The sequence below is a fragment of the Novosphingobium terrae genome (assembly GCF_017163935.1).
GTDB classification, from domain to species: domain Bacteria; phylum Pseudomonadota; class Alphaproteobacteria; order Sphingomonadales; family Sphingomonadaceae; genus Novosphingobium; species Novosphingobium terrae.
Genome location: NZ_JABVZR010000001.1, coordinates 2,615,748 through 2,636,540, shown reverse-complemented (window position 1 = coordinate 2,636,540; position 20,793 = coordinate 2,615,748). Strand labels below are relative to the sequence as shown.

Below are 20,793 nucleotides of genomic sequence, written 5' to 3'. Positions count from 1 at the left end.
ACCCCGCCCGAATTTGTGAGAGGTTTCAGGGCTTAGCGGTGACCGCCACCATGCCCGCCGCCGAAGCCCCCACCATGGCCTCCGCCGAAGTTGCCGCCTCCATGCGGGGCAAAGCCGCCACCGCCGAAGCCGCCATGGTATCCGCCGCCAAAGCCGCCCCCGAACCCGCCATGCGGGGCGAAACCGGGGCCGCCGCGACCGATAAAGGGATGAGCAAACCGCTGGCCGTCATGATTCCACCAGTAACCGTCGCGCCATGACCAGCCCATCCGGTAGTAATCGGCCACGGGATAGCAGTAACCTTCATAGCCGGGATAGGCTTCATAGCAGCTTGCCGGGCCGCCATAGGGCGCATAGCCGACGGGGGTGGCATCATAATCATAATCGCCGCCCTGATCGGCCAGAGCCGCACCAACGGCCAGACCCACCACACCGGCAGCCACTGCCGCCCCGGCGCCACCGCCGCGATAACCGTAACCACCATGCCACGACTGGGCGGCGGCAGGGGTGGCGGCAAGTCCCGCAAAGGCAGTGAGGGCCAGCGCGGAACCGAGCGAAATCTTTTTCAGGATGCTGTTCACGATCTTTCTCCGAAAGGCCGAGCGCTAGATCCATCGCGTCTTTGTCGCCGCTGCGTGCCTTGTGAGTTTCTTCTAGACGAGTCCTTCTGAATAGGTGCGGAAGCGGATATGCAGTCTCAATTCAACATTGTATCCTGCATGTAAAATCCGATTACAATTTGACGCGGGCCTGTCATGGCGTGTCGTTGGCCCCACGCGGGAAGGTCATGAAATTGGCGCGTAATCTTCGTTTTTTTGCACCAAAGGGATGATCCCTTTGCAAGATTGTTGCGTTTTATGCATGTCAGCGGCAGGGCTTTGCATCACGGGATGTTTGCCCCGTTGAGGTGTGCGGTTTATGCGATGACATCCCCCGGTCCCCCGGACTCCCGCATCATCAGGCCCATCATGTCCCGTTCTTCGTTGCAAATTCTGCTGACTGTCACCTGCACGGCGCTGGCCTATTTCGCTGTTGGCCTGCCGCTGGCGGTGCTGCCCGGCTGGGTGCATGGCGATCTGGGCTACAGTGCGGTGATCGCGGGCATTGCCATTTCGATGCAATATGTCGCCACCATCGTCAGCCGCCGGATTGTCGGGCCGATGGCGGACACTTCGGGGCCCAAGGTTTCGATCCTGGTCGGTTTTGCCTGCTGCCTCGCCAGCGGACTGGCCACCATGGGCGCCTCTTTCCTGCCGGGCATGCCCAGCATGGCGCTTTCGGTGGTGCTGCTGGGCCGCATCCTGCTGGGTTTTGGCGAGAGCATGCTGGGCACCGGCGCCATTGCCTGGGCCATTGGCCGCGTCGGCCCCGAACAGACCGCGCGCGTCATCTCGTGGAACGGCATCGCCACATATGGCGGCATTGCGCTGGGCGCTCCGGCGGGCACCTGGCTTTATGGTCTGGGCAAGATGAATGCGGTGGGCGTGGCATTGCTGCTCACAGGCCTTGTCGGGCTGCTCTTCGCCTGGCCTCAGGCGGCGAGCCCGGTGATCCGTGCGCAGCGCCTGCCTTTCCGCGCCGTGCTGATGCGCGTGATGCCCTATGGGCTGGCGCTGGCACTGGGCGCCATCGGTTTCGGTGTGATCTCGGCCTTTATCGCGCTTTATTACGCCTCGCACAATTGGGATGGGGCCTGGGTGGCGCTGAGCCTCTTCGGCATCTGCTTCGTGCTGGCCCGCGTGCTGTTTGTGAACAGCATCGCGCGCCATGGCGGGCTGAAGGTGTCGCTGGTGTTCTTCGCCATCGAAACTCTGGGCCAGTTCCTGATCTGGGGCGTGCCGCACAGCTGGGCGGCCGTGGCGGGCGCCGGCGCGGCGGGCTTCGGCTTTGCATTGATCTTCCCGGCGCTGGGGCTGATCGTGGTCGATCTGGTGCCGCCGCAGAACCGCGGCTCGGCGATCGGCGCCTATGCGATGTTCACCGATGTGGCGCTTTGCGCGACCGGGCCGGTGGCGGGGCTGCTGGCCTCCAGCGTCAGCTATGCCGCGCCCTTCCTGTTCGGTGCGGTGGCCTCGCTGACGGGCGCGCTGATGATGGTCGTGCTGCTGCGTGGCGAGCCTGATGATGACCGCCGCACGGTAGCGGGCTGAGGCTCAGGCGGGCGTCACGCTCCACACTTGACCGCCGAAGAGATCGCGCGCCAGCCAGGCGTTGCCCTGATGGTGGATGGCGGTGTCCTCCCACCAGTCGGGCGCGGGATAGGCGATGGTGCCGCCAAACAGCGGCTTGCCAAGCCTGATGGCGACGGCGCAGCACAAAGCCTCATCTCCATGGCGGCGCAGGAAGGCCACCACATGCTCCGCGCGGCGCCCGGTGACCGCCAGCGGCTGATAGTCGCCGAGCGCCAGAGCCTTCCCATGGCGGCGCAGGCTTAACAGCTGCGCGATCAGATCGAGTTTCGGATCGCCTTCGGGATCGGCCAGCAGCGCGGTGCGCCGGGCGAAATCGACCGGGCGGCGGTTGTCGGGATCGACCATGCTGAAATCGCCCAACTCGCCGCCCTGATAGATGTCCGGCACGCCGGGGACCAGATGATGCAGGGCCGTCTGGCCGAGGCTGGCCGCCAGCGCTGGAGCCGCCAGAGCGTCCAGAAACTGCCGGGCATCCGCAAGGAATGGCTGATTGCCGAAAAGGGCCGAGGCCAGATCGTGGCAGCGCACCTCATAGCTCTCATCGGGCGCTTCCCATGAGGAGCGCAGACGTGCCTCGCGCAGGGCTTTGCGTTGCCAGCCGTGCAGGCGGTGGAGCAGCGCTTCGTCCAGCGCGCCCTCCCATGCCCCGATCAGCGCTTGAAGCAGCATGTGGAGATCGCCCGGATCGATGCCTTCAGCAAAGGGCGCGGCCAGAGCGATCCAGCGCTGCAGCGTCTCCTCCCAGATCCCGGGAATGGTGCTGAGCACCGACAGCCGCGCCCGCGCATCCGCGCCGCGCTTGTGGTCATGCGTGGCAAGGGCGAGCATGGCGTGAGGGTGATGGCAGGCGCGTTTGGTCATGGCCTGATGGAACGCCTCGACCGACAGGGCGGGTTTGGCGGGATCGAAGCCGACATCATTGGCCGATAGCAGCGCGCCGTAACGGTAGAAGGCGGTGTCCTCCACGCCCTTGGCGGCGATGGGGGCGCTCAATTGCTGGAAGAGGCGGACGGCCTCGGTTTTCAGGGCCGCATCGCCAGGGCCGTCTCCGGCCAGCCAGCGCAGGATCAGATCGGCCACCCGGCCTTCGCCGGGGGGCACGGCCATCGCCTTGCGTGCGGCCTGTCGCCATAGGGCATCGCCGGGCAGGGAGGCCTCGCCGGTGCCATAGGTGCGATAGATGGGAAAGGCATGGAGCAGGCCTGTGACGGCCCGGCGCAGCATGCCGCGCGTGGGTGCCTTGCCGGTGGTTGCCGCCAGTTCTTCCAGACTGTCGAGGCAGGCGTTCAACTGCCCCTCGAACTGCCATGACAGCATATCGCGGCGACCCTGCAGCGCTTCCTGCGCGAAATCCGCCGGGCGCCCGCTGCTCCGCGCCCAGAGCATGGAGAGCTGAGTCATGCCCGCAGCATCATGCAGCAAGGCGCTGACCTCACGCATAAAATCATAGCCGGTGGTGCCTTGCACCGGCCATTCGGGCGGCAGCTGTTCTTCGGTGGCGAGGATCTTTTCGACCACAATATAGGGCTCGCGGCCATCGCCTGCCTTGACCAGGGCCTGACGCAGATGGCGGCAATAGGCGGTGGGATCGGCCAGCCCATCGACATGATCGACCCGCACGCCATCGATCAATCCGCGTGCGAAAAGATCGAGGAACAGCTGGTGGGTGAAGGCGAAGACGGCCTCATCCTCCACCCGCACCCCGGCCAGATCGTTGATGGCGAAGAAGCGGCGCCAGTTCAGCCTGTCGTTGGCTGTGCGCCAGTCGATCAGGCGATAGTGCTGGCGTCGGGCCAGTTCTGCCACCGCGGCGTGATCGTCCGGAGAGATGGTGCGCAGGCCGGGATCGTCATCCCTTGCCGGATAGATCGCGCCGCCACCGACCTGCAGGCCCTTGCCTTCGCCCTGATCCACCAGCCTGACCGTGCCCGAGGCGATGCTCTCTTCAAGAGAGCCATCCAGCACCGGCAGGGCGATGGGCTGATCCCAGTCGATATCGAACAGTCTGGCATGCGGGCTGGCCTGCCCCCTGGCCAGCACATCGCGCCAAAAGGCGTTGCTGTCGCCCGCCACGCCCATATGATTGGGCACGATATCCACGATCAGCCCCATGTGATTGGCGCGCAGGGCTTCCACCAGATCCATCAGCCCTTCCTCGCCGCCCAGCTCGGGGTTGATCCGGCGTGGGTCGGTCACATCATAGCCGTGGAGCGATCCCGGCGCGGCCATGGTGATCGGCGAAGCGTAGAGATGGCTCACCCCCAGCGCGGCCAGATAGGGCACGATGTTGCGGGCATCGGTGAAGGTGAAGCCGCCATGCAGTTGCAGGCGATAGGTGGCGCGGGGGATGGCAGAAGCGGTCATGCGCGGCGACTCCGGTTGAGCAGGTCGAGGCGGGCGGCGATGGCGGGCCGGGCGGCCAGATCCTCGAAAGGCGCGGGCAGGCGGCGGCGCCAGTTGGGATGCTGCGTGCTGGTGCCGGGCAGGTTGGGCTGTTCTTCCAGCCCCAGCACATCCTCCAGCGGCACGATGGCCAGCGCTGACGCCGCCTTGCCGATATGCTCCAGCGCCGCATCGACGACCGGCGCGGTAACCTCTGGCGCGGGAGGCGGTGGCATCTGCTCCATGGCAGCCCACAGGGCGGCGCGGTCCACCATCCTTTCCGTTTCGGCCATGGCCAGAGCGGGCAGGGTGCGGCGGCGCAAGGCGCGGTCCCACGCCAGATCGCGCCCGCGCCACCAGCCTGCCACGGTGGGCGTGTCATGGGTGCCGGTCATCGCCACGCTCAGGGGCGCGAAGCTGGCCGGGGGGCGGAAACCGCCGTTTTTGTCGCGCTCGAACCACAGCACGCGCATGCCGGCCATGCCCCTGTCCTCGATGGCCTGCGAGAAGCCGGGGGGATGGGTGCCAAGGTCCTCGGCGATGATGGTGGCGTTGGCGCGATGCGCCTCCAGCGTGATGATCCGCAGCAGATCTGTGCGCGGATAGGAGAGATAGGTGCCCTGACCCGCAGAGAGCCCCTCCGGTACCACCCAGAGCCGTTCGAGGCCAAAGGCATGGTCGATCCGCAGGCCCCCGGCATGGGCCAGAGCGGCGCGCAGCATGGCGATAAAGGGCGCAAAGCCGGTGGCGCGCAAACCCTGCGGCGAAAAGCTGGTAAGGCTCCAGTTCTGACCCAGCGGGCCGAGTGGATCAGGCGGTGCGCCGATGGTCAGGCCGCGCAGCATGGCCTTGCCAAAGCTCCACGCATCGCTGCCGCCCGGATCGACGCCGACGGCCAGATCGGCGATCAGGCCGATGCCCATGCCATGGGCCTTGGCGGTGTGCTGGGCCTGGGTGAGGGCTTGCTGCGCCTGTTGCTGGATAAAGAGATGGAGGCCGATTTCCTCGGCATGGCTGGTGGCGCTTTGGCGGGCGGCCTCGCCTGCGGGATCGCGGAAGGCAGAGGGCCATTGTTGCCATGGCAACCCGCCGAACTGGCGCCTGAGCACATTGAACAGGGCGTGGCGATGCAGGGCGGGGCCTTGCTCCTGAGCCCATAGAGCCAGAGCATTTCGCTGCGCCCCGGACAATCCCGCATAGTCCGCCTGCATCCGGGCGAATTGCCGGGGAACGGCAGTCGTCCAGTCGATCAGCCCATCCGATGCGGTATCGGGGACCGGCGAGGCCAGCGCTCCGTTGAGGAACAGACGGCTTGAGGGGCTGTAGGGGCTGAAATGCAGGCCATCGCCGGGAAACAGCGCATGGACCGGGCTGATCGCCACGGCATCGGCGCCATGGCGGGCTAAAACCGTGATCAGCGAAGGCAGATCGGCCAGCGTGCCATAGGCGCTGCCTTCCGATGCGCGCAAAGACGGCACCTGCACCGCCACGCCCCAGCGCTTCTGGCCCGTCGTGGCCAGCGGGGGGCAGCGGGGCGGGGCTATGGCCAGCGTCAGCGCATGGCCATGGATCGTCAGGCGATGATAGCCGGGCTGGTGGAGGGCGGGGAGATGGCCAGCCGTGATGGTCAGGCTGGCAGCCTGGTCTTGTTCGGTCAGCAGATCGGCTTGATGGGCATGGGCCAGTGCAGAGGGCAGGGCAATCGGCTGGCCGATTTCGCCGGTGATCAGGCTGGGCGGTGTCAGATTTTGCGTGGCGATCTGGTGCAGACTGTCGCGCTGTCGGCTTTCGGTCTGGGCGGGGTAGCCCAGAGCGTTCAGCACGGCGATCAGCGTTTCGTCGCTGACGGTCTGCCTCTGTTGGCGGGCATCGTGCCAGTGTCGCGCCACGCCTGCGGCCTGGGCCAGATCGTCCAGCATGGTCATGCCGGGGCCAGCCATGCACCAAAGCGGGGGCCCTCGCGCCGGAGCAATTGGCCTTGCGCCTCGGGCAGGGCGGGGGTGTTGCTCAGATCGAGGGCCAGTGTCAGCACCGCGCCATCGTTCAGGCGCCATGCGGCGCGCACGGCTCTTTCCCCGGTGGTTTCGGCGCCCTGTGCGGTGGCGCCTTTCAGGCGGGGGACGATCCGCGCGGCGCGCAAGGCCAGCAGATCACGGTAGAGGGCTTCCCATCGTTCCCCATCGGGCCCGGGAGCCGGAATCGAGGCCTCGAAGGTGCTGAGCGCATTGGGGTCGGGGATGCGGGCGCGGCTGGCCTTATCGGCAAAGGCCGGGAAATGGGCGAATTCGCGGCGGCGGCCTTCGCGCACGATCTCGGCAAGATCGTCATGGAAGTCGGTGAAGAACAGGAAGGGGGAGCGCGATCCTGTCTCATCGCCCATAAAGAACAGCGGGATCTGCGGGCAAAGCAGCAGCAGGGCGGTGGCGGCGCGCAGACGCTCGGGATCGGTGAGCAGGGTCAGCCTTTCGCCCAGAGCGCGATTGCCGATCTGGTCATGGTTCTGAAGGAAGCTGACAAAGGCGCCGGGCGGCAGATGACCGCTTGAGGTGCCGCGCGTCTTGCCGTTTTGGTGCGGCGAAGGCTCGCCCTGATAGACAAAGCCTTGCGAGAGGCAGCGGGCCAGTTTTTCCGCCGGTTTTTCCGCGAAATCGCGATAGTAACCGGCATCCTCCCCGGTCAGCAGCACATGAAGCACATTGTGGAAATCGTCGTTCCACTGCGCGTCATAGAGGCCGGGGGTCAGCAGCGCCGCATCATTATGCTCGTTTTCAAGGATCAGATGGATATGGCGGCGCGGCTGAAGGCGCTTCCGGATCTGGCCCGCCAGATCGTGCAGAAACGCACTGTTGCCAATGGCATGCACCGCATCGAAGCGCAGCCCGTCAAAGCGATAGTCCTCCAGCCATTGCAGCGCGTTTTCGAGAAAGAAGGCGGCGACTTCGGGCCGGTCCACCGCCACGGCGCCGCCCCATGGCGTCATGGTCTCGGCATGGAGGAATTCGGGCGCATAGAGCGGGATATAATGCCCATCCGGCCCGAAGTGATTGTAGACCACATCGAGCAGCACCATCAGCCCCAGCCCATGCGCGGCATCGACCAGCGCCTGAAGCTCTTGCGGCGTGCCCAGAGCCTCGGCGGGAGCAAAGGGCAGCACGCCATCATACCCCCAGTTGCGCGCGCCCGAGACCGCCGCCACCGGCATCAGCTCAATGGCCGTAACGCCCAGCGCGGCGAGGCGCGGCAGATCGCGCATCATACCCGCAAAGCCGCCGTAAAGCCCGGCATGCACCTCCTGAATGACCGCCTCTTCCCATGAGCGGCCTTGCCAATCCGGGGCCTGCCATGGGCGGCTGGCAAGATCGGTCACCACGCTCCAGCCATGGACGCCTTCGCTCTGCGCGCGGGAGGCGGGGTCTGGCACCAGCGTGCCGTCTTCCAGCTGAAAGCGATAGCGTGTGCCGGGTGGCGCCTTTGTGTCCAGCGTGAACCAGCCATCGGTTTGCTTCTGCATCGGGGCGGGTTCACGGCCCTCGATCAGCAGGTACAACCGCGTCCGGGCGGGGGCCCAGAGCTGAAAACGGACGCTGTCCTTCAGGGCAACCGGCCCCCAGCGCCGCATCAGGCGCGCGCCTTCAGGCGGAGCGGGCGTGGAGCAAAAAGTCTCAAGGGCATTTCCTTCACGCTGGGATCATGGCCTGCGTGAAGGAAATGCCGGGGCGGCGGTTTGGATGCATCATCCTTGCCGCGAAGGATAATTTTCCTAGGAAGCGGGTTTCAGATAGCGGCTGTAGAGCCAGCCCACCCCGATCAGGCTGAAGCCCAGCGCCAGGAACGACCCGATCCTTGCCAGCCCCTCCAGCCCCGAGGCATCGAGCAGGAAGACCTTGCCCACCGCCGCCAGCATCAGCACCAGCGAGGCGATGCGCCAGTCGCGCGAGGCACTGTCAGCACGGCGGCGGATGCCCCAGACCAGATAGGCCACGGCCAGAGCCAGCGCCGTCAGCGACCAGAGGATGCTCTCGCTCGCGCCGATGGGATGGGCGGCGGGCAGGCTTCCGGCGAAGAGCTGGCGCAGCAGCGAGGCGGCAAACAGCGGGATCAGCGCAATGCGCGCCCATTCCACCGGCCTTGCGGTCAGGCGCTCCCATGCGGGCATGATCCGGCCCGGCAGCGCCAGAGCGAGGAACATCAGCCCATAGGCGGGCAGCAGCAGATTGGCGATGGGCAGGGCGCCCATAGCCTGCTCGGCCCAGAGCGGGTTATGCAGCGCCACAGTATAGAGCGCCGCATGCGCTAGCCCGGTGCCGATCAGCGCCATCGCGGCGACAGGGCGGTGTACGACGCGCCACAGGGCGATGCCTCCGCCGATCAGCAGGGCTTCCCACAGGGTTCTTTCGGCCATGCCCAGCGTGATAAAGGCCTGAATATCGTTCAGCGCGAAGATCTGCTTGAACAGCACATGCAACGCCACCACCGCCAGCGCGCCGAGCGTTCCGGCCAGCGGCAGCCACAGCTTTGCGGGCAGGCGCTGGTCGCGCTGGCGCCAGAGGGCGAAGCCTGCCAGGAGAGCGGGCAGCAGCATCTGGCGCAGGGCCTCAAGCGGGGTGGGCAGGTCGCTCGCCAGCACGGGCTGGGCGGCGAGCGAGAGCAGGCCGGCGGTCAGCCACAGGCCCAGAGGTTGCAATGCCCAGAGTCCGCCGATGGCGCTGGTGACCAGCAGAGCGGGCAGCAGGTCGATCGCGGCGCGGCGGCGCATGATCTCGCTCAGGCCGAGCAGGGCAAGGGCGCAGGCCGGGGCCAGCCATGGCGCAGGCAGCAGTTGCGCCAGCGCGCCATAGGTCAGCAGCGCGGCGAGGCTTTGCAGTGGCATTCGCTCGCGCGGGGCCATCAGCAGGCGCGCAAAACCGATGGACGATGCCGCGACCAGCCCCCAGCGGATCAGCGAGATGCCGGGCAGGGCGAGGCTGCTGTCCTGCACAAGGCGGCGGAATTCGGGGTCTGGCGTGCCGGTGATGCTCAGCGCGATCGGACTGCTGCCAAGGCCCAGCAGGGCGATGTGAGACAGGCGGTGGTTGCGCGCCCGGTTGGCCAGCGCCAGCGTGGCAAAGGCCACCAGCGCCAGCGAGGCGGGAGCGCTCCATTCGGGCAAAGCGACCAGCGCGGCGATGGCGATCAGCACCGCAGAAGCGCCAGCTTGCATGGCGAAGGGATCGCTTTCGGGCGCGCGGGCGCTGGCCCATGTCAGGGCGGCGCCCAGAGCGGGCAGGGCGGCAAAGCCCAGTGCCAGCAGTGCCGTATGATCGGTCGAGGGATCGAAATGCCAGCAGGTGATCACGAAACCGGCCAGAGCGATGGCAGCCAGCGATGCGGCCTCGGGCAGACCGGCGGCGCGGCGCAGATGGTAGAGCGCAGGACCGCCATGGATCAGCGTGATCCCGGCCAGCACCGCGATGAAGATGTCCTTGTGCGGATCGGGCCAGATGGCCAGCAGGCTCAGCGCCGTCAGCAATGGCAGGATCAGCAGCGGGCGCAGCGCCGGGACGCGGGTGGTCAGCCAGACGAAACCGGCGGAGAGCAGGCCATAGAGGCCCCATGTCAGCGGGGCGAAATCGCCGGTCGCCACCAGCGCGGCCAGTTGCAGCGCCGCCACCGTGGCGGAGGCGCCGCGCAGCAGGGTGGTGTGGCGCTCGGCCACGGCCAGCACCGGCAGGCCGAGGCCCAGCAGCAGGATGAGCGCGCCGATGCAGAGGGCGGAGAAGCTGTCGAGATCGCCCATGGCGATCATCAGCAGGCTCCAGCCCGCGCCGCCGATGAGCGCGCTGACGCCCAGCCAGACCCAGCGCTGGCGGCGCGACAGCATCGTCAGAGCCGTCACCACCAGCGCGATATAGGCGGCCAGCATCGGCGGATTGTGCGAATGGGATTGCACCAGCGCCGGGGCGGCGAGGCCTCCGACCAGCCCCAAAAGGGCGCTGGGCGCACCGAAGCGCAGGGCCAGCGCCATGGCGCCGCCGGTGACGCAGGCGAGAGCGGTAAAGGCGGCGATGGGGCCAATCAGACCGTAGAGATTGGCAGCGGCCAGCGTGGCGGCATAGAGGCTGCCGATGCCCGCGCCTGCCAGCGCTTGTGGAATGCGCGGATCGGCCACGAGGGTGGGCTTGCGGTGCGTGATTTCGGCGCCTGCGATCAGCGCGAAGCCGAAGATCGCGCCCATCACCACCCGCACCATGGGCGAGAGCAGCCCGGCGTCGATGGAATAGCGCACCAGCAGGGCCGCCGCGATCAGCAGGGTGATGCCGCCCGCCCAGATCGGCAGTTTGCGACCGAAGAGGTCTTCGAAACCGGCGCTCTGGCGGCGGGGTTGGGGGGCAGTCTGGGCGGCCGAGGGGGGCGTTTCCTCAATGGATTCGATGGCGAGGGCAACGGCTGCGGTCTCTGCCTCTTCCATCGGCTGCGGTTCGGGCGTGGCTGCAACCTCCTGCTCGATCGGCATCGGTTGAGCGGCGATCTCGGCAGGCGCTTCGGGCTTCGGTTGGGCAGGTCTGGTTTTCCAAACCTCGATATGGCGGGGAAGGTCATCATCATCGACAAGCATGATGGAGGGCGCAGGTTTTGCTGCGGCGTCCGGGCGGAGTTTGGCCTGCTCCTTCAGCAGCTTTTCCACGGCGTTCAGGCGCTTGCGCGTATCGTGCAGCAAGCCGCCCAGAAGGATCACGCCGATCAGCAGCAGAAAAGACATGGCCGGTCTCCATCAGAGTCGCACATCACGCTAACGATGAATTGAGCGCCGTGCAATTTAAATTATACGGCGTTTAATTCAGGTGAGGTTCACGCGCCTATGATGGGCGTCAGGCCGGGGAGGCCGCGATCATTGCGGGGTCCCCCGGGGCGATTGCCAGCCTTCAGGCGGGCTCATCCTCGCTTTCGGCCTCATCGGAGGGCGCGGCATTGGCGCTGAGAGCCATCTCGCCCAGCGTGACGTAATCCACCTTGCCGGTGCCCAGCACGGGCAGCTCGGCCATCACGCGGATATCGCGGGGGATCATCAGCTCGGTGGCGCCGTGCAGGCGGCCCCATTGCTGGAGGTCTCGCGCTTGGGCTGCGGGGCAGGTGGTGAACAGCACCAGCACCTCGCCCTTTTTGGGATCGGGGCGGGTCACCACGGCATGGGCAAAGCCGGGCCAGCACTGGGCGGCATAGCCTTCCACGGCGGGCAGGCTGACCATCTCGCCGCCGATTTTGGCGAAGCGCTTGGCGCGGCCCCGGATGGTGACAAAGCCGTCGCCGTCCAGCGTGACGATATCGCCCGTGTCGTGCCAGCCCTCCACTGGCGGTTGCAGCACGCCCGGGGCGCTGGCCAGCATATAGCCCGCCATCACATTGGGGCCGCGCACGTAAAGGCGCGCGCCTTCCGTGATGCCGGGAACGGGCTCCAGCCGGGCCTCGATGCCGGGCAGCAGGCGGCCCACGGTGCCCGCCTGGAAATGCATCGGGGTGTTGACCGCGATGACGGGGGCGCATTCGGTGGCGCCATAGCCCTCCATGATGCGCAGGCCGAATTTGTCGGCATAGGTTTTGCGGGTTTCGTCGCGCACCTTTTCGGCGCCTGCGAAGATGTAGCGCAGCGAGTAGAAATCATAGCCATGCGCCATGCGGGCATAGCCCGAAAGGAAGGTGTCGGTGCCGAACATGATCGTCGCATTGGCATCATAGGCCAGCGCAGGCACGATGCGGTAATGCAGCGGGCTGGGATACATCACCGTGCGGATGCCATTGAGCAGCGGCAGCAGCGTGCCCCCCGTCAGGCCGAAGGAATGGAACACCGGCAGGGCGTTCAAGACCACATCGTTCGAATTGAAATCGATCCGCGCGGCCAGCTGCGCCAGATTGGAGAGCAGGTTGCGGTGACTGAGCACCACGCCCTTGGGCACACCCTCCGAGCCCGAGGTGAAGAGGATCACCGCCGAGGCATCCGGGTTGATCGCCAGTCTTTCATGGCGCTTGGCGCTGTGTTTCACCGTCAGCAAGGCCCAGAGCTTTTCGAAGCTGCCGATGGTGGCGGCCAGATCTTCCAGCCAGACGATACGCAGGCCATCGGCCTCCAGCGCGGCCACGATGTCGGTCAGCTTGGCCTGCTCGACAAAGGCGCGGGCCGTCACGATGGTGCGGATGCCCGCCGTGCTGCAGGCCGAGCGCATATTGGCCAGACCCACGGTGAAGTTCAGCATCGCAGGCACGCGGCCGATGGCTTGCAGGGCAAAGAAGCCCACCACCGCGCCGTTCACATTGGGCAGCAGCACGCCGACAGCCCCGCCTTGCGCCGTGCCCTGCGCCAGACGCTTGCCCAGCAGGCGGGTGCCCACCAGCATGCGGTCATAGGAGAGCGGCTCGCGCTTCACATCCTCCAGAACTTTCGCCTTGCCGCCATGGATGGCGCGCGCCTCGCACAGGGCCGAGAACAGCGTGCTGTCAGTGTGCGAGGTGGCGAAGATCATGCCGCTCATCTCGTCGTACAGGCGGCGACCGGCGATGGCGCGGCGGGCGCGGGCGCTCATCTCGCCCTCGATGTGGAAGCGGCGCGGGGGCAGTACGGTGATCGTCACCTTGGGGAACCAGCGCAGGCGGAGCTTGCCGCGCAACCGGCTGAAGGGCGTGTATTGCGGGCCGTCGAGGCGGATCGGGATGATCGGGGCGTCGGCGCGGTCGGCCACCATGCCCGGGCCGTCGAAGACCTTCATCAGCGCGCCGGTGACGGTGATGCGGCCTTCGGGGAAGATCACCAAAGTGTTGCCCTCGCGCACGGTCTTGACCATCGCCTTGGCGGCCATGGGGTTGGTGGGATCGACCGGGAAGGCCTTGAACAGCGAAAGGAAGGGCTTGATCCACCAGCTCTTGGCGATGGCGGTATGCACCGCGAAGGTGGGTTTGCCGGGCAGGAAGGCGCCCAGCAGCACGCCATCGAGGAAGGAGAGGTGGTTGACCACCACCACGGCGCGCTCACCCTCGCGTGGCATATGGTCGAGGCCCTTGACCTCGACGCGGTAGAGGGCGCGCAGGACCAGGCGGATCACATCCTTGAACAGCGTTTCGGGCAGCAGCCAGATGCTCACCACCGCGACGATCAGCGTGGCAAAGCCCAGCACGCCCACCAGATCAGGCACATCCACCCCGGCGGCCAGCAGGGCAGCCACCACCAGCACCGCAGCCACGGTGACAGCGGCATTGACGATGTTGTTGGCCGCGATCACGCGCGAGCATTCGCCCTCGGGGCTGTAGACCTGAATGATGGCATAGAGCGGCACGACGAACATGCCGCCGCAAAAGGCGATGACGCCCAGAGCGATCACGATGGCCGTCGAGCCGGGCGTGGCCATGAACTGGCTCAGCGAGGCATTGGTGACCTGCGGGGTGAAGGTGCGCGTCACCAGCCACAGGCCGATCATGCCCAGCGCCAGACCCAGGGCCGAGGCGGGGACATAGCGGGCCGAAACCTCACCCTTTTGCAGCAGGTTGACCGCCATGGCGCCCGCCGCGACGGCCAGCGAGAAGACGATCAGGAAGGCGGTGGCCACCTCTTGCGTGGCGCCCAGCGTGTCTGACACCAGTGGCGCGAATTCGGAGACCAGCACCGCGCCCACCGCGAAGAACCAGCTGGTGCCCAGAATGGCCAGCCACACGCCGCGGCCTTCATGCGCGATGGTCAGGATGTTCCAGGTACCGCGAAACACGTTCCAGTCGATGGTGTCGCTGCGGCCAGAGGGCGGCGCGGAAGGCACGGCAAGGCTGGCCACAAAGCCCAGCGCGGCAAGGCCCATCAGCACCAGACCCGAGGTCCAGGGCGTGATCACGCCTGCCAGCAACTGCCCGCCAAGGATGGCGAGGAAAGTGCCGCCCTCGATCACGCCGGTGCCGCCCATGATCTCATCCGTGCCCAGATGTTGGGGCAGGATGGAATATTTGACCGGGCCGAAGAGGGTGGAATGCATGCCCATCGCGAAGAGCGCGAAGAGCAGCAGCGCCACCGATTGCTGCCAGAAACCCAGCAGGCCAATGCCCATGATCACGATCTCCGCCGCCTTGATCCAGCGGATGAGCTTCGCCTTGTCCATATGGTCGGCGATCTGGCCGGAAAGGGCCGAGAACAGGAAATAGGGCAGGATAAACAGGCCGGTGGCGATGGCGGCCAGCATCTTGGCCTTGGCAGGCTGCGCGGCGTAAAGCCCGAAATTCGCAAGGAAGAGCATCGCGAATTTCAGCAGATTATCGTTAAACGCGCCCAGGAACTGCACGAGAAAAATCGGTCCGAACCGGCGCCTGGTGAGCAGCGAAAGTTGGGGGGATGACATCGTGACGGTTCCTTCAATCGCAAGAGGATGACGATTTGGGCGTGTTGTTCTTAAGAATTCGGTCGAAATGCAAACTTTATGCGCAAATTTCGCGCGAAAACTGTGCGGATAGGGAAGGGTATGAGACTCGACCTCCCTTGCGCTGAACCCTCTCTCGCATGAAAATATACATCGTTCAATAAAAATAATGATCGCTGTTCATTTGATCGCTTGCGTCAAGCCCACGCCGCTGGCAGAGCAGCCCCATGGGACGCAGATCGGATCACACGCGAAGCGAATTGCGCGAGATGATCGTGCATGAAGGCCATCGCCAACTCTCACAGGTGGGCTTTGCGCGTTTTTCCGCGCGCGAGGTGGCCAAGCGGATCGGCTATTCGATCGGCACGCTCTACAATGTGTTCGGCAGCTATGATGGGCTGATGCTGGCGATCAACGGGCGCACGCTGGACCTGTGGCGTGATTATCTGCGCGAAGGGCTCGATGCCGCGCAGGGCGACAGGCTGCAGGCCGCGATCACCGCCTATTTCGACTTCGCCACCCATCATCGCCACAGCTGGGCGGCGCTCTATGACTTCCGTCTGGCCGAAGGCGAGCCAACGCCGGAGGACTATGCCGCAAAGGTGAAGGCGATCACCCAGATCGTGGTGGAGGTGGTGGCTGAAGCTCTGCCACCCGCGCGCCGTGGTGAGGCTGAAGGTCTGGCGCGTTCCCTGTTGGCCACGGTGCATGGCCATTGCTTCTTCACCCTCAACGGCACCTTCCGCCTGCTGGGCGAGGACAATCCGCTGGGTGCTGCCCTGGCCCGCGTGCATGAGGCCATCGGGCTGGCATAAAGGATAGATCCCGGCCGCTCACGCCGAGGGAGGGAGGGATGAGCGGCCGGGCGCCCGCCAGTCGGCAGGCTTATTCTGGCGTTTTATTCTACGAAGGCTTCGGTGGCCTCGCGCTTGCCGCGCAGGAAGGCATCGGCCACCAGACGCAGCGGAGCAATGTCCACATCGCTGCGCCCTTCCTGAACCAGCGTGGCGAAGCGGGCATAGAGGCCGGGATATTCCTCATCCTCATGCACTTCGCCGCTGCCATCCGGCAGGGTCAGCACGGCGCCACCCTTGGCGAGCTTCAGCGCACCTTCGTCGGTTTCCACGATGATGTCCCAGCTTTGCGGGCCGGTCTGGCGCCAGTCGAGGTCCATATGGATCGGCGCGCCGCCGGTGTCCGTGAAGGACAGATCGGCGGCGATGGGGGCCTGACGGTTCTCGGGGATGGTCAGCGTGGCGCCCTTCAGGAAGAAGGGGCGGGGCAGGATATGCGTCGCGATGGAGAGCGCATTGATGCCCGGATCGAAGACGCCCAGACCATCGCTTTCCCAGATCCAGTCCTGACCCGGATGCCAGACGCGCACATCCTCACGCCAGATGATCTTGGCCGACTTGATCTCGCGTCCGGCCAGCCACGCCTTTGCCGGGGCAACGCCCGCCGCATAGCGTGAATGCCATGAGGCAAACAGCGTTGCGCCAGCCTTGTCGGCCTGATCGCTCAGCACCGCCACCTCGGCCAGCGTGGCGCCGGGGGGCTTTTCAAGGAAGGTGTGAACCCCCTTGCTCAGCGCCAGAGCGGCCAGATCGTAACGAACCTGAGGCGGGGTGCAGAGCGCCACCGCATCGATTGTTGTGTCACTCTCCAGCAGCTCCTCAAGGCTGCGGAAGTTCGGCACGCCCTCAAGGGGAGCGCCGCGCGGGCTGACCGTGGCGGCCAGCGTGAAGGCATCATTGCCCGCGATGGCAGGCAGATGCTGGTCGCGGGCGATCTTGCCGAGGCCCACGATGGCGATACGGATCGGGTTCATTTACAGCGCCTTGACGGCCACAGCGACGGCATCTGCACGCGTCAGCCCATTGGCCAGCGGCAGGGTGAAGGGCGCGGCGGCGATTTCGAACACATCGCCTTCCTGCGTGGCGATGTCATCGCTGAAGGACAGCGTTGCGGTGCCAAAGAAATGGACGTGAATGTCGCCGGGGTTGCGGAACAGCTCATACTTGAAGTGATGATGCTCCAGATTGGCGATCGAGTGCGACATGTTCGCCTCGCCCGAAAGGAAGGGCTTTTCCCAGATCACTTCGCCATCGCGGCGGATCAGGCTGGTGCCGCGCACATCTTCAGGGGTCTCATCGATCAGCAGTTCGGCGCCCAGCGAGGCCTGACGCAGCTTGGAATGGGCCAGCCAGAGGTAGTTGTGACGCTCGGTGATATGGTCCGAGAACTCATTGGCCAGCGCGAAGCCCAGACGGAAGGGGGTGCCATCCGCGCCGATCAGATAGATACCGGCCAGCTCGGGCTCCTCGCCGCCATCCTGAGCGAAAGCGGGCATGGTGAACGCTTCGCCGGGGGCGACCAGGCCGAAGCCATTGCCCTTGTAGAACCACTCGGGCTGCTGGCCCACGGCGCCAGCGGCGGGCTTGCCGCCTTCGAGGCCTTCGAGGAACATGCGCATGGAATCGGTCAGCTTTTCGCCGGCGGCGGCGGCGGCATGCATCTTGTTGCGGCCTTCCGCCGAACCCAGATGCGTGAGGCCCGTGCCGGTCATCAGCAGGTGAGCCGGATCGGCATGGTCGATGGGGGCCAGCAGATTGCCAGCGGCCAGTTCGGCGGCGATGTCCACAGCGATGCCCTTGGTGGCGGCGCGGGCGGCAGCGGCCAGCGAAATCCCCTGAGCGATGGCGCTTTCAGCCAGCTCGCGGGTGGTGGCAACGCCGTTGAGGAAATGGGCTTCGCCGCCATCGGCGAAGATCACGGAACGCGCGCCGTTTTCGGCGCGATGCTGCAACAAACGAAGGGCCATGAAATGTCTCCCGGCCCCGCCGCTTGCCGCAGCGGGGCGTGTGTTTGAAAATTAGAGGGTGAGCGCGCCGTCGATCAGGCGTGGGGCGCCATCGCCCTTGGCCTCGTCGCGCAATTCGGCGGGCAGCAGCGCGCCCGAAAGGTTCTGATAGCTGACCGGGCGCAGGAAGCGGTCGATCGCCAGCGTGCCCACAGAGGTGGTGCGCGCATCGGATGTGGCGGGGAAGGGGCCGCCATGCACCATGGCATGGGCCACCTCGACGCCGGTTGGCCAGCCATTGGCCAGAATGCGCCCGACCTTGCGTTCCAGAATGGGCAGCAGGTCAGCGGCCAGCGCCTCATCGGCGTTGTCGAGATGCAGCGTGGCGGTCAGCTGGCCTTCAAGGCCGCGCAGCACTTCGGCAAGTTCCCCGGCATCGGCGCAGCGCACCAGAATGGAGGAAGCGCCGAAGACCTCATGCGCCATGGCAGGGTTGGCGAGGAAGGCCTTGGCATCGGTCTGGAACAGGATCGCGCCGCCGGTCAGGGCATCGCCCTCGCTGCCCTTGGCCAGCGTCTCGACTTCGCCTTGGCCCGCCAGAGCGGCAACGCCCTTGCGATAGGCCTCGCCAATGCCCGGCGTCAGCATCACCTGAGCGGGGGCGGCGGAAACGGCCTGCGTGGCGGCCGCGACAAAAGCGTCCAGCCCTTCGCCTTCAATGGCCAGCAGCAGGCCGGGGTTGGTGCAGAACTGGCCCGCGCCCATCGTCAGCGAACCGGCAAAGGCCGTGCCCAATGCCGCGCCGCGTGCCGCCAGCGCCGAGGGCAGCAGCAGCACGGGGTTGATGCTCGACATTTCGGCATAGACCGGGATCGGCACTTCGCGGGCCTGCGCCAGACGCGTCAGCGCCAGACCGCCGCCGCGCGATCCGGTGAAGCCCACAGCGGCAATGCGCGGGTCCTGCACCAGAGCGGCACCCAGCTCATTGGAAGGGCCGACCAGATGGCCGAACACACCCTCGGGCAGGCCATGGGCCTTCACCGCCGCCGCAATCGCCGAGGCGACCAGCGCGCCGGTCTCGGGGTGAGCGGGATGGCCCTTGACCACCACCGGGCAACCGGCGGCAAGCGCCGAGGCAGTGTCGCCCCCCGCCGTCGAGAAGGCCAGCGGGAAGTTGGAGGCGCCAAACACCGCCACCGGGCCCACCGGGATCATGCGCAGGCGCAGATCGGGGCGGGGCAGCGGCTGGCGCTCGGGCAGGGCGGGGTCGATGCGCAGACCCTGCCAGCCGCCCTGACGCACCACCTGCGCGAAAAGGCGCAACTGGCCGACGGTGCGGCCACGCTCGCCCTCAAGGCGGGGGCGGGGCAGGCCGCTTTCGGCCATGGCGGCCTCGATTAGCGCGTCGCCCAGATCGAGGATGTTCTGGGCGATGGTTTCGAGGAACGCCGCACGTTCTTCGCGCGAGGTGGCGCGATAGGTGTCGAAGGCCGCCTCGGCCGCAGCGCAGGCCGTCGCCACATCCTGAGCACTGTGAGTCGCGAGGTCGGGCCCCCGTAGCTCACCCGTGGCGGCGGCGATGGAACGGAATGCGGTCATGACGGTCTCCGGAAGGTGGGTATCGGATTATTAGTAGGAGTAAATAGTGAGGCCGTCTAGCCTGCTTCTGCGTCCACCTGCACATCGGGCAGCGCATGGGTGGGGCGCGAGCCCCACAGCGCGTAGAACAGCGTGTACAGCTCGCAGGCGGCGGTTAGCAGGAAGGAGTTCTGCAGGCCGAAGGTATCGGCCAGCCAGCCCTGCACCACCACCAGCGCGCCACCGGCGATCGCCATGATCAGCAGGCCCGAACCTTCCTCGGTGAGCGGGCCAAGGCCCTTGATGCCCAGCGTGAAGATGGTGGGGAACATGATCGAGTGGAACAGGCCCACCAGAATGAGCGACCACATGGCCACGGGGCCGGTGGTGAACACAGTGATCATCATCACGATGAAGGCGCCGACCGAGAAGGCGGCCAGAACCAGATCAGCGCGCATCTTCTGCATCACCGCCGAACCGACGAAGCGGCCCACCATCATACCGCCCCACAGGAAGGAGAGGTAACGCCCGGCCTGCTCGTGAGTCAGATTGGCAATGGTCGGCTGGCTGACGAAATTGACGAAGAGATTGGCGACGCCGATCTCGGCGATCAGGTAGATAAAGATCGCGGGCACGCCGAAGACCAGATTGCGGTGCTTCCACAAGGAATGGCCCGCGCGCTCCTCGGCGGCGAGGCGCTGGTTCGACTGGCCCATGGCGGGCAGCGGGAAGCGCAGCAGGATCACCGCCAGCACCACCAGCACCACGGCCACCAGACCATAAGGCAGGATCACCGAGTGAGCATCGGCCAGACGCTCGGCGTGGGTCAGCGTGGCCTCGCCATTGGCGGTGCCGCTCTTGGACCGGCCCAGGATCAGATAGGCGCCGAACATCGGGGCCAGCATGGTGCCCGCCGAGTTGAGCGCCTGCACCAGATTGAGGCGTGAGGAAGCCGTCTCCGGTTTGCCCACCACCGCAACGTAAGGGTTGGCCGCCACCTGCAGCAAAGTGATGCCGCAAGCGATGATGAACAGCATCGCCAGAGTCACGCCGTAAGAGGGGATGGAGGCCGCCAGCATCATGCCCAGCGCGCCCGCCGCCATGATGCACAGGCCCACCACCAGCGAATGCTTGTAGCCGATCTTCTCGATCAGCTTGGCCGAGGGGATCGAGGCCACGAAATAGGCGATGAACCACACCGACTCGATCAATGTTGTCTGGGTATAGGTCAATTCAAAAACGCTGCGCAGATGCGGCAGCAGCGTGTTGTTGATGACCGTGATGAAGCCCCACATGAAGAACAGCGTCGCCAGCAGCGACAGGGCCGGGCCATAGCTAGTGCCTGAATCCGTGGGCGCTGTGGCCCGGATCGCGGCTGAGGAGACAGGTGGCGCCATGAAAAACCTCTCGGGTGGTCTGGCCGGTCCAAATGATTGGCATCGCGGCTTGCGTTTCTTATATTTGTCGGACTATATGG

12 protein-coding genes are annotated in these 20,793 nt (G+C 66.1%); 2 read left to right on the top strand and 10 right to left on the bottom strand.

The genetic code is table 11. The annotated features are described in order from the left end of the window. Window positions 1–32: 32 nt before the first annotated feature. The gene (locus tag HGK27_RS31035) at window positions 33–581 is read right to left on the bottom strand and encodes a hypothetical protein (protein ID WP_241127063.1); all 549 of its coding nucleotides are present in this window, start codon (window positions 579–581) and stop codon (window positions 33–35) included. A 387-nt stretch (window positions 582–968) separates the two neighbouring features. On the opposite strand from HGK27_RS31035, the gene HGK27_RS11820 reads away from it, so the two are divergent. Beyond that, a complete protein-coding gene (locus HGK27_RS11820; RefSeq protein WP_206240777.1) occupies window positions 969–2,150 on the top strand; it encodes an MFS transporter in 1,182 nt (393 codons plus the stop codon). Window positions 2,151–2,153: 3 nt separating this feature from the next. Here the strand turns inward: HGK27_RS11820 and treY are convergent, their stop codons facing one another. The 5 genes from treY to HGK27_RS11795 all read right to left on the bottom strand — a co-directional run bounded on the left by treY (window position 2,154) and on the right by HGK27_RS11795 (window position 14,920). Further along, a complete protein-coding gene (treY, locus tag HGK27_RS11815) occupies window positions 2,154–4,556 on the bottom strand; it encodes a malto-oligosyltrehalose synthase (RefSeq protein WP_206240776.1) in 2,403 nt (800 codons plus the stop codon). Further along, a complete protein-coding gene (gene malQ / locus HGK27_RS11810) occupies window positions 4,553–6,499 on the bottom strand; it encodes a 4-alpha-glucanotransferase (protein ID WP_206240774.1) in 1,947 nt (648 codons plus the stop codon). The genes treY and malQ overlap by 4 nt, the downstream gene beginning before the upstream one ends. Beyond that, window positions 6,496–8,193, bottom strand: a complete 1,698-nt coding sequence (gene treZ, locus HGK27_RS11805) for a malto-oligosyltrehalose trehalohydrolase (protein WP_206240772.1) — start codon at window positions 8,191–8,193, stop codon at window positions 6,496–6,498. Before treZ ends, malQ begins: the two co-directional genes overlap by 4 nt. A gap of 141 nt (window positions 8,194–8,334) precedes the next feature. Then, window positions 8,335–11,313, bottom strand: a complete 2,979-nt coding sequence (locus tag HGK27_RS11800) for a DUF2339 domain-containing protein (RefSeq protein ID WP_206240770.1) — start codon at window positions 11,311–11,313, stop codon at window positions 8,335–8,337. Window positions 11,314–11,476: 163 nt separating this feature from the next. Continuing rightward, the gene (locus HGK27_RS11795) at window positions 11,477–14,920 is read right to left on the bottom strand and encodes an acyl-[ACP]--phospholipid O-acyltransferase (RefSeq protein ID WP_241127061.1); all 3,444 of its coding nucleotides are present in this window, start codon (window positions 14,918–14,920) and stop codon (window positions 11,477–11,479) included. 245 nt (window positions 14,921–15,165) lie between these two features. Between HGK27_RS11795 and HGK27_RS11790 the strand changes: the two genes are divergently transcribed. Then, window positions 15,166–15,753, top strand: coding sequence for a TetR/AcrR family transcriptional regulator (locus HGK27_RS11790; RefSeq protein WP_206240769.1), 588 nt, complete (start codon window positions 15,166–15,168; stop codon window positions 15,751–15,753). 83 nt (window positions 15,754–15,836) lie between these two features. Here the strand turns inward: HGK27_RS11790 and HGK27_RS11785 are convergent, their stop codons facing one another. Genes HGK27_RS11785 through HGK27_RS11770 form a run of 4 tightly spaced genes read right to left on the bottom strand, consistent with a single transcriptional unit; the run spans window position 15,837 to window position 20,713 of the window. Continuing rightward, complete coding sequence (locus HGK27_RS11785) at window positions 15,837–16,766, bottom strand: Gfo/Idh/MocA family protein (RefSeq protein ID WP_206240768.1); 930 nt, start codon at window positions 16,764–16,766, stop codon at window positions 15,837–15,839. Continuing rightward, window positions 16,767–17,759: an AraD1 family protein gene (araD1, locus tag HGK27_RS11780; RefSeq protein WP_206240767.1), complete on the bottom strand. Its 993-nt coding sequence runs from the start codon at window positions 17,757–17,759 to the stop codon at window positions 16,767–16,769. A 51-nt stretch (window positions 17,760–17,810) separates the two neighbouring features. Further along, window positions 17,811–19,337 carry an aldehyde dehydrogenase (NADP(+)) gene (locus HGK27_RS11775; protein WP_206240766.1) on the bottom strand — a complete coding sequence of 509 codons (1,527 nt, stop codon included), beginning with the start codon at window positions 19,335–19,337 and terminating at the stop codon, window positions 17,811–17,813. A 56-nt stretch (window positions 19,338–19,393) separates the two neighbouring features. Further along, window positions 19,394–20,713 carry a sugar MFS transporter gene (locus HGK27_RS11770; RefSeq protein ID WP_206240764.1) on the bottom strand — a complete coding sequence of 440 codons (1,320 nt, stop codon included), beginning with the start codon at window positions 20,711–20,713 and terminating at the stop codon, window positions 19,394–19,396. Window positions 20,714–20,793: the final 80 nt, after the last annotated feature.